4 protein-coding genes are annotated in these 4,336 nt (G+C 48.5%); 1 reads left to right on the top strand and 3 read right to left on the bottom strand.

The window, feature by feature from the left end; genetic code table 11:
• Positions 1-146: 146 nt before the first annotated feature.
• The gene (locus PHU49_08915) at positions 147-1,514 is read right to left on the bottom strand and encodes an ATP-binding protein (protein ID MDD5244124.1); all 1,368 of its coding nucleotides are present in this window, start codon (positions 1,512-1,514) and stop codon (positions 147-149) included.
• The gene (locus tag PHU49_08920; protein MDD5244125.1) at positions 1,507-2,208 is read right to left on the bottom strand and encodes a response regulator transcription factor; all 702 of its coding nucleotides are present in this window, start codon (positions 2,206-2,208) and stop codon (positions 1,507-1,509) included. Before PHU49_08920 ends, PHU49_08915 begins: the two co-directional genes overlap by 8 nt.
• A 656-nt stretch (positions 2,209-2,864) precedes the next feature.
• Here PHU49_08920 and PHU49_08925 point away from each other — a divergent pair.
• Entirely contained in the window at positions 2,865-3,926 is a 1,062-nt protein-coding gene (locus PHU49_08925; GenBank protein MDD5244126.1) for a radical SAM protein, read from the top strand.
• 39 nt (positions 3,927-3,965) lie between these two features.
• Here PHU49_08925 and PHU49_08930 read toward each other — a convergent pair.
• The coding region (locus PHU49_08930; protein MDD5244127.1) for a hydrogenase maturation protease at positions 3,966-4,336 on the bottom strand (371 nt) is incomplete at its 5' end.

Genomic DNA, 4,336 nt, shown 5'->3' on the forward strand with positions numbered 1-4,336 from the left:
CCCCACCATGCCGCATAGGAGATACCGCCGAGGGCAAACCCTACTGCCACGATCAAAGCTACCACGAATACCTTTTTCATACTGAAACCTCCTTATATGAATTTTCTATAAATATAAAGAGGAAATGTGAAGAGGTAACGAAGGGATTATGAAGAATTGTGAACGACCTCAGCCGGGAAGACCATTGTAAACGACGAGCCATTTCCCGGTATGCTTTTCACCATTATGTTCGCGCCATGGGCTTCCAACAACTCCTTCACTATGGTTAGACCAATACCGAGGCCTCCCCCCGGGCCATGGTAAAATCTTTCGAAGATGAAGGGGATATCTTCCTCCCTGATTCCGCTACCGCTATCTGCAACAGTTATCTCCAATCTTCCCTCAGTCGATCCTACGCGGACTGAAACGCTCCCACCGGAGGGGGTGGCTTTCAGGGCATTGCTCAGCAGATTCAAAATGATCTGACTTAACCGTTCGGGATCTGCGTAAAGGCTCAGCCCTTCGGGGCAGATCAGTTCCAGGACAACCCCTCCTTCCTGAAACCTTGTTCTGAACCTTTCTACAATGTTCCGGAGAAAAGACCGCAGATCTATCCGATGCCTTTCCAGGGAGAGCAGGCTGGCCTCCGCTTTGTTCAGCTCCTCAATTGCGTCGACCATATTCTTGAGTCTACCCGTTTCGTCATAAAGCGACTGGAGACACACGGAATCGTTCGGTATCAAACCGTCCATTAATCCTTCAAGCTCTCCGCGCATGACCCCTAAGGGCGTGCGAAGTTCGTGTGCCACGTCGGCGATCAGCTTCCTCCTCAGTATTTGCTGAGTCTCAAGGGCCTTTGCCATGTGGTTGAAGCTTTCTCCAAGCTTGCCGACTTCGTCGTGTCTGGATATGGCCACCCGCCTCTGCAAATCACCCCGGCTGATGGCAGACGCGGCTAAGGCCAGTTCCTTCACGGGACGGGTAAGCCGACGGGAGAAAAGAATACTCAAAAGGACAGAAAGCCCCCCGACAATAACCATTGACAGCATCAAGAACCCATCGGATCTCCGAAGAAAGATATCTTCCCTTACGGGACGTAGTTGCCTGATTTCAAGGGTTCCGAGCTGTTTTCCGGCAAGAAACAGAGGGTATGGCACAAAGACACCGGCACTTTCAGACACGCTGAATTGCGCCAGAGCTTCCAGTCTCTTCTTTACCAGCGGGGAAGCATTTTCGATGGCGCTCTTCGTATCGATTACGAGCCTTCCCCCATGATCCGTAAGCCTCATCTCAAAACCGGACATGAGCGCACGTATGGCTTCCTGTGCCTGAATATCGGTCTTCCATCCTCCATACCGCTCGTAGGACCCTTCCAGGTCAGCCTGTATCAGGTAGACTTTGTCTTCCGCTTCGCCTTCCAGATAGGCCCTGAAATCCCTGAGCATAAAGTGCCTGAAAAGAATGGTGCTGACCAGGGCTATAGCTACTACGGCGAGGAGAAGGATAAGAAACTTGAGCCGGAGACTCCTAAACATCCCTTTTTCCTGTGAACCGGTATCCGACGCCATAGATAGTGCGAATAAAGACCGGATTCTGAGGGTCATCCTCAAGCTTTCTGCGAATGTTCTTGATATGGGCGTCCACGCTCCTCTCGTAGCCTTCAAACTGATAGCCGAGCGCTTTTTCTACCAGTTCGCTCCTTGTAAACACTCGATCGGGAGACCCGGCAAGGGTAAAAAGAAGTTTAAACTCCGTCGATGTGAGCCGTACAATCCTACCTTTCTGCGTCGCCGTGTAGGTTTGGCCGTCTACAAGCAGAGACCCTTTGTTGAAGCTCATCGGTTCCGACCTGGAAAGATCTCCTTTTTCGAACCTTTTCAGAACCACTTTCACCCTGAATACCAGTTCTCTGGGACTGAAGGGTTTTACCACGTAGTCATCGGCACCCAGAGCGAACCCTGCGACTCTTTCCTCTTCGGAAGCCTTAGCCGTAAGCATGATTATGGGCACATCGGCGACCTCTTTGAGTCGAAGGCAAAGCTCCTCGCCGCTCATGTCAGGCAGCATCAGGTCCAGGATTACCAGAAGCGGTTTCTCGTTCTGTGCGGCCTCCAGGGCATCTTTTCCGCGCTCCGAGTGTGTTACACGAAACCCGGCATTCTCCAGGTAGACCTTTACGATGTGCGCTATTTTTGGGTCATCTTCTACAACGAGGATGGGATAAAGCATATATTAAATGTACAACACATACTCATTACATGCAACAGAGCAGCAGCCCCTCACCATCTGAATTCCCGGTCCCGGCCGCCATGATAAGCGGGGAATACGTATGACACCCCTCCATACACCGGACAACAGGGACATCCTATATTCCTCCCGTCGAGTAAAGGTGAACATCCAATAATACCAACACCCGAGAGATACCATGGCGTACCCCCCCTGTTTTGCAAGCAATGTCTGGAGGGAACAGTTGCGAATATTACCCATTTTGTGCATAGCGCGAAATGGGTAATATAGATGTGACCACCGGCAAAAACTTTCATTGCGTTTTTATGACCTTGTTACCTGCCCATTGCAGCCGGAAATCCATACATGTGCTTGACAGCTGTTGAAAGAGTGCTACAATTGTATTATTATCACTATACAAAACAATAATTGAACAGTGAAAAGGAGGTGAGAAAATTGAAAAAAGAGGTGGGGAAAAGGATACGTGAAAAGGAGGCGGTCTTCTGGAATGGCATCAAAAAAGCATTGGGAAAAGATGCTACAAAGAGATGTCATAAATGAAAGAGCTGAAAGAGTTGACGTTGCAGGTCTGCAACGCAATAACTGACAGGCAGCTAAGGAACGATGTTACCTTGCTGCCTGTCTTTATATTTTAAGCTATGAAATCTAATCAAATTAAGAAAACAGAGCCTTCTTTCGATTTTTTTGTTCAGTGGCATCTTACGGAGAGATGTAATCTCGCATGTACTCATTGCTACCAGGAAGAAAGAACCATGACAGAAATGCCGCTCCCTGAAATCAACAAGGTATTACTAAATATTTCCCATACAATCCAGCAATGGTCAGACATATATGCGATTCCTTTCTCTACAGGTTTTAATATAACAGGCGGGGAGCCGCTTCTCCGAAAAGACCTCTCGAAAATTCTTCAAAAAATCTGCAGGTATAAGTTCAACATATACCTTCTCACAAATGGAACGCTGATAAAAAAAGATAATGCCCGTATATTTGCGGATTTTCCCATTAGAGGCGCCCAGGTAAGCCTTGAGGGGCCGGAAAAAATACACGAAGCAATCCGGGGAAAACATAGTTTTTCTTCTGCGATGAAGGGGGCTCAACACCTTCTCGATGCCGGCATAACAGTGACGTTAAATGTGACCCTCTCTGAAATAAATGTAGCCTTTTTTTCAGACATGGTGTCACTGGCAACCAATCTTGGCGTTCAGCGCCTTGGTTTTTCAAGGCTTGTGCCTTATGGAAGAGGTTCAACATTGCTTTCCAAAATGCTTAAAAAGGAGAAAGTGAAAGAAGTGTATGAAAGGATATTTTCCATCAGTACCCCAGGTCTTGAAATCGTAACAGGCGACCCCGTTGCATCACAGTTGAATGCAGAAATTGCTGAAAACGATCGCTATGTATTCCCGAGCGGGGGCTGTGCTGCAGGGGTATCGGGAATTACCTTGCTCCCTGATGGTACGATCACGCCATGCAGGAGGTTGGGTATCCCTATTGGTCACATATTAAGAGATTCATTGAGGGAGATATGGGCAACCTCAAACGTCCTCAACGCTCTTAGGGACAAAAGTGCCTATAAGGGTAAATGCCGGATCTGCAACCGTTGGTCGAACTGCCGGGGATGCAGGGCTATTGCCTATGCCTACTCACTATCGCAGGGGAGAAGCGATTTCCTCGAAGAAGATCCGCAATGTTTTATTGAATGAGAAATTCTGCGCGATGAGGGACGTAGTGAACAAACGTAACTAACCCCTCCCATTGCCGGGACATAAGTCTTCAATGATGAGACCGGCAAGCTCGGGGATTGCCTTTTCAACCCCCGGTGTCAGGGTTTCGCTGAAGGTTGTGTTGTCCCTGATCTCGATGGCGTAGATATCGATGGTCTCCGGCATTGTGTAACCGAATTTACTGCCCAGTTCGACGGCAGTCCTCACATCAAGGAAATGAGGACCTACAGGATATGTCGGATTCCCAAGGTCATCCACATCGATCTTATAAATGTCGCCGGGGCTGCCGTGTTCCGACTTGATGGAATCGACAATAACCACCTTTTGGTAACCTGCCATGAGGTCCAGAAGTCCGATGCCGCCGAGACTTGCCTCGACAACAGTTATAT

It is taken from the genome of Syntrophorhabdaceae bacterium (genome assembly GCA_028713955.1).
Lineage (GTDB): Bacteria > Desulfobacterota > Syntrophorhabdia > Syntrophorhabdales > Syntrophorhabdaceae > UBA5609.